This is a genomic window from Nostoc sp. (assembly GCF_041747015.1).
In the GTDB taxonomy this organism is placed as follows: Bacteria; Cyanobacteriota; Cyanobacteriia; order Cyanobacteriales; family Nostocaceae; genus Nostoc.
Genome location: NZ_JBGTFY010000367.1, coordinates 1 through 5,611 on the forward strand (window position 1 = coordinate 1; position 5,611 = coordinate 5,611).

At 42.9% G+C, this 5,611-nt stretch carries 4 protein-coding genes; 2 read left to right on the forward strand and 2 right to left on the reverse strand.

The genetic code is table 11. From position 1 onward, the window contains the following. Window positions 1–1,356: DUF3987 domain-containing protein (locus ACEW80_RS29200; protein ID WP_373529958.1), on the forward strand; the 1,356-nt coding region annotated here is incomplete at its 5' end. A gap of 493 nt (window positions 1,357–1,849) precedes the next feature. Then, window positions 1,850–3,211, forward strand: a complete 1,362-nt coding sequence (locus ACEW80_RS29205; RefSeq protein ID WP_373529959.1) for an ABC transporter substrate-binding protein — start codon at window positions 1,850–1,852, stop codon at window positions 3,209–3,211. Window positions 3,212–3,227: 16 nt separating this feature from the next. On the opposite strand, the gene ACEW80_RS29210 is transcribed toward ACEW80_RS29205, so the two are convergent. Continuing rightward, window positions 3,228–5,276: a protein kinase gene (locus ACEW80_RS29210; RefSeq protein ID WP_373529960.1), complete on the reverse strand. Its 2,049-nt coding sequence runs from the start codon at window positions 5,274–5,276 to the stop codon at window positions 3,228–3,230. 62 nt (window positions 5,277–5,338) lie between these two features. Continuing rightward, on the reverse strand, window positions 5,339–5,611 hold a 273-nt coding region (locus tag ACEW80_RS29215), incomplete at its 5' end, for a hypothetical protein (protein WP_373529961.1).

Consider the following 5,611-nt stretch of genomic DNA (forward strand, 5'->3'; position numbering starts at 1 on the left):
CTCAGTTTTGAAGCCAAACAACTGTTTGAAACCTGGCAACATCAACTCGTTGATGCCGAGTTAGCTGAGGATTCCGTTGGGTTGCAATTAGCCTGTCCGAAAATTGAAGCTTACACAGCTAGACTCGCTCTATGGCTGCACGTTGTCAATGCGGTTCTGCGCGGCGAAAAGCCATCGCAAGTAATCAGTGGCGAGACAATGGATAAAGCAATTGAACTAGCCGCCTACTATCTGTGGCAGTACCGCCTGATCCACACGCACAATTCTCCTGATTCAGGACTAGCTGCCTTGGGGTTGAAGATCCAAAAATTTACCGAAAGGGTGGGTCAGGTGACTGCCTCCAAGCTCAAAAGCGGTATTCGCGCTCTCAAAAAGACGGCGATAGAGCAGATCCGCGCCTTAATGCAGACTTTAGCGGAACTTGGTTATGGTCGCACTATAGGAGTTGGGTCTGATATGGTGTATGTCCCGGTAGCTGCGAATAATTCACCTCAAGTATGGGATGAATCAAGTGACGCTTTGGAAAACTGTCAATTTGTCAATTCAATTGTTCAAAAGCCTGTCAGGACTGCAATTAACTCAGTTGATGCTCCTCGTCAATCGGGTTGTCAACTGTCAACAGAGCCATTCTTGGAACAGGAACAGTTGCCTCAAGTCACAAATCAGGAACAGTTAGAGCCAAAGGTGGCAAAGGTTGAGCCGCCCCCAGGAGAAGGGGCATTTAATAGCGGACTTGATTGGGTAGCGTTAGCTAGTGATAGTGTTGTCCCAGTTGATGAAATTGACATAATTGACACGCCTTTGACAGCAGTGTCAAAGGTTGAAACAGAAAGACAGCAAGGATCTCAAGATTCAATTGACACAATTGACGCAATTGCTGCTAACTGCGATCTGGCCGCAGATGGAGAAAATGCCATTAGTCGTAATGCAGCGGAGATGCCCACCCGATTGCTTTCATCCCTCTGCGCTGGGTTGGCGCAGCAGTACCTAAAGTTAATGGCTCAGGTTACGAATGTCGAAGCCGCGCAGGAATTCTGCTGCTCGATGCAGCAGCTACCACCTGCGACACAGCGAGATATCTTGGTACTTGCCCCAGTTGCCCTGCGGGAACGCTTGGTGAGTCTGATGGCTCAAGTCCAGTTAGAGCGGGGGCATGACGGTCAATTGATTGCTTATGGCAGCCGAGTTAAAGATGTTAGCAACCACAGAATGTCTAGTCGGGCTGGATTTGTAGTAGGAGTTGGGAATGGTAATTGCGTTGTTGTTGGAGATGATGGGGTAGTGCATTCACTGGTTAAGGTCTGCCAATTAGCAGTTTGTCAGCAACCACCAGTGATTAAAGATAGTGGTTCTTAGCTGACTGCTATGCCACTCAAAGCGATCGCTCAACTACCAATAATGGTAAACTATAATGCTTTTCCAAAACAGAGTTGATGCATGAGCTAGAGATTAGATTGTTTGTTAATAGCTATGAAATTGGACTACCAATTTAGCTCCAAAGCATAGCTCTAAAACACTACCAACCTACTCTGGCGACAACTCTTGTTAGCAATATAGACAGCAGCTTCCGTTTGGGCAGCGAGGATGCGTTTTGTTGTTTTCAAATCAATGAAGCTTATTACGCCATCCTGTTTCCCGTGTACTGCGAGCTTTAACTGATACATTCCTCTCAATCATCAAAAGCTGCCGAATCCTTTGCTGACAACTAGGTAACTCCAATGCAATGTTAAGTTCATCTGAATTTATTTTGCGTTTGTTTGCAGTAAGCGCTTTCTTCCACTAGCAGGTAGTGAAATCAAGGTAGGAACAAATTAAACCCTTTTTTTGAGCATTGAACGCTACAACCTTTATGAAACGTGGACTGCAAAAATTCTTACAGCAACTAAAGTTTCCACGAATCTTGGGGCTAATTTTTGCCTTGGTTCTATGTATTAAGTTGCTTTCTGCTTGTACTAATCCATCAGTTGTTACTCTATCTTTTGTAGTACCGGTGCGCGAAGCTAAATACTGGCTACCGCTAATTGACCAATTCAATCACAACAACAAAAATATTAAGATTGAGCTAGGGAATTATAGTAAGAATTCTCCAAAAGATCCAAATTTTAGCGACGATGTAAAAAAAATCTACAGTTCTGACTTCCAAAGCGAATCACCGTCATATGACCTGATTTACATGGATATTATCTGGGTTCCTGAGTTTGCCGAGAAAGAATGGGTGATGGATCTTACTCAAGAGTTTTCAAAGGAAGACTTGAATGGTTTTCTACCTAGTGAAGTTAACTATGGAAGGTATGATGGAAAGCTTTATCGCATTCCCTTCCGCGCCGATGTGGGTGTGCTTTTCTACCGCGAAGATTGGCTAAAAGAGTTACATGAAGACCCGCCAGAAACATTTAAGGATTTGCTGGCAATTTCTCAAAAAATAATCCAACAGAAAGGCATTCCATATGGTTATCTCTGGCAGAGTAAGCCTAATGAAGGACTAGCAGCGATGTTTGTTGAGGTGCTTTACGGTCACGGGGGCTTCTGGATTAACGAGCAAAAAGAAGTAGGACTAAACAGATTAGAAGCGATACAGGCAGTTGAATTTTTACGCGACACAATTAAAAAAGGTATTTCTCCCCGAGATTTTAAAACTTACGAGGAACAATATACCCGCAGCCGATTTCGAGACAACCAAGCCGTTTTTATGCGTAACTGGCCTGATAGCTGGCGTGAGGTTAATGACTCAGAAATTTCTTTTCCTAGTAATATTGCTATTAAACCTGTGGTTTCTGCAGAAGGAAAGGGCATTGTTACAGTCAGAGGCGGCTGGGGCTTTGGAATTGCTAAAAATACAGGACACAAGAAAGAAGCTTTACAAGCAATTAAGTTCTTAACGAGTGCAGCATCTCAGCAGAAGTTCACCTTGGCATATGCCTCTGTACCAAGCCTTAAACGCCTGTTTTACGAGCCAAAAATTGTTGCTAAATACAGCCACTATCCACAACTGCTGTATATTATAGAAAATTCTTCGGATGAATATGTACGTCCACGCATTCCTCAATATGCACGGGCATCCTGTATTTTACAAAAATATCTTAGTGAAGCTCTAAATGTTGATAAAAATGGTTATGAAAAGGCAATGGATGATGCAACTAAGAAAACCCAAGACCTACTACTAGAGCCGAAAATATCTAACGATTCTGAACCATTTGAATGCAAAATATAAAACGACTAATAGCTCGTTATTGTTTTGTCGCTGGTCGGTTTATTATCTGTACGCTGCCGTCGGCAGTCGCCACACCCAACTGCTGCTCGTCTTTTGGGTTGAAGGCAACTGCCGTTAAACTATTATAGCTATTTGGCAAGTCCGCACTCCAAGTACCATCGTTGTTCCATACCCTTATAGTCCCGTTGGCACTGGCTGTAGCTATATACTTCCCATCCTTTGGACTGAAGGTAGCTGCTACTACCTTATCCTTTGGGGTGCGTTCTAGGGTTATGGTTGCGTTGTGTTTTTCCCACTCCCACAACTTCGCTTTCTTGTTCAAACCGAGCAGGAGCAGATGTTTTCCTTCTGGACTAAAGCTGATAGCCGTTGGGTAAGATCCGAGATTTACTTCGTTAACCACCTTGAAGGTGTTTGTGTCGAGGACTTTTACATTGCCTTCAACATCACCTGTGGCTAGATACTTGCTATCCTTTGGACTAAAAGCGACGGCTACTACATTAGGCAGTGGTGTAAGTTTGTCGGTGGTTTGCCACTCCCACACATTTGTTTTCTTATCCAATCCGACAATAGCTAGATATTTTTCATCTTGACTGAAGCTAACAGCCTTTATGTATGAACCGTATGGTCTAAGCTTAATTTCTTCATATGTGTTTGTATCCCATACTTGTACAGTGCCGCCTTCAGCGGCTGTAGCAAGATAGTTACCTTGGGGGCTGAAGGCAAGGGCAACTACGCGACCTAAGACCTGTAAAATTTGTGAACGTTCGATATTACCCTCAGTATCTACATTCCACAACTCTACACCGCCATCTAATTTTACCGTAGCTATTGTCCCCTCTTCCGCCCCCTTTTTTGTGCTATCTGATGGACTAAATTTGAGAGCTACTACACCATCTCTAAGTAACTCGCAATGGACTTGCTTGTTATTGCTAGCTGCTTTTGAAACTCTTACTGTATTGTCTAAACTTGCTGTTACTAAATAGCTACCATTGCGGCTGAAAGCCATCTCGCTCACATCTAAAGCAGATGAATTACAAAGGGGTGGGGGCAGCAGAAATAGCCATTTTATCACCACCAATAGGATTACGGGAAACCCAAATATAACTGCCCACCGATACCAGCGAAACGGGGGCTGAGGAAGTGGCTCTGGCTCCAGTGGAGGATACAAGTCGTCATAAATTTGCTTAATACGTAGCTGGATTGCTTGAGTATCTTTAGGTCGATCTTGTACCTTTGGAGCCATCAATTCATCAATAAAATTTGCTACTTTATCGGAAACTTCCTGCTGCAAACTTTGTTTCCAAGTAAATTGCTCGGTTTTGGAGTTGATAAGAGACTTGGGATGGCTACCTGTCAGCAAATGAACAAAGGTGCGCCCTAAAGCAAAAAAATCAGACTGCGGAACGGATCTGCCTTCTAGTTGTTCTACAGCAGTATATCCAATTGAATAAACTACTGTGCTATTATGCTCATCAACTTCTGCATCCGTCACCCTCTTGGCTACACCAAAATCAATTAACACGAGTTGCCCATTGGGTTTCCGTATAATGTTAGACGGCTTAATATCTCGATGCAAAAAACCACCTTGATGCACGCAACCTAAAATTTCTGCAAGTTCTTTTAGCCACGTCAGTGCTAAATCTTGAGAAATTGGTTCATTTTTTTCTAACCAATCCTTCAAATTCTGCCCCTCAATTTTTTCCATCACTAAACATTTCAATATTCGACCGTTGTTAAGCGTATGGGAGAAATATTCATCTGGATCTGCTTTGGGAATCCCAGGATGGCTCAGACTGCTCAAAATATTTGCTTCTTGCCCAAACCTTCTAATAGCCGACACTTCATTGCTTTTTAGAGACTTCAGGACTTTCGTCACTCTCATATCATCCATATCCTCTACTACTTCAAAGACTTCACAACCAGGTGATTGACTCAAGGGGCGTAGAGGTTCAACTAGCCAATAAAGATCTCTAATATGCAGTTGATTAACGCAGCATAGACAAGTCTCTCTGCTGTCAACGTTGTCGCGGATTTGGCATTCGGGGTTAATGCAGTAGGACATAATATTACCTGAGACGATCTCTTTAATTAGTCTTCAGTTACATGAGCAGATTGCAAAATTTGTCACCTGCATGCCCTACTTCTAATGAGGAGTTGGGCATGCAGCAGTTCTCTCAGTTCAGTCAGCTTAGATTCAATTAGTTTTTCCGATCTAAACATAGTACGTATCTTATTTTCAATGAGTGTGAGAATAGGGCTGGCTTGAACTTCCTCAGTGTCGCCTTGTGTCTGTGTCTTCATTAAAATAAGGTTTATAAATGGTCGAATTTTATCTATTTGTTGAGTTCCAATTTCTCTACATATCTGCTCGACTAACTGATTAGTAACGTACTCCAT

Bases quoted from the DNA above. Each gene is read 5' to 3' on its own strand.
- ACEW80_RS29205 (WP_373529959.1), top strand. From the start codon at position 1,850: ATGAAACGTGGACTGCAAAAATTCTTACAGCAACTAAAGTTTCCACGA.
- ACEW80_RS29210 (WP_373529960.1), bottom strand. From the start codon at position 5,276: ATGTCCTACTGCATTAACCCCGAATGCCAAATCCGCGACAACGTTGAC.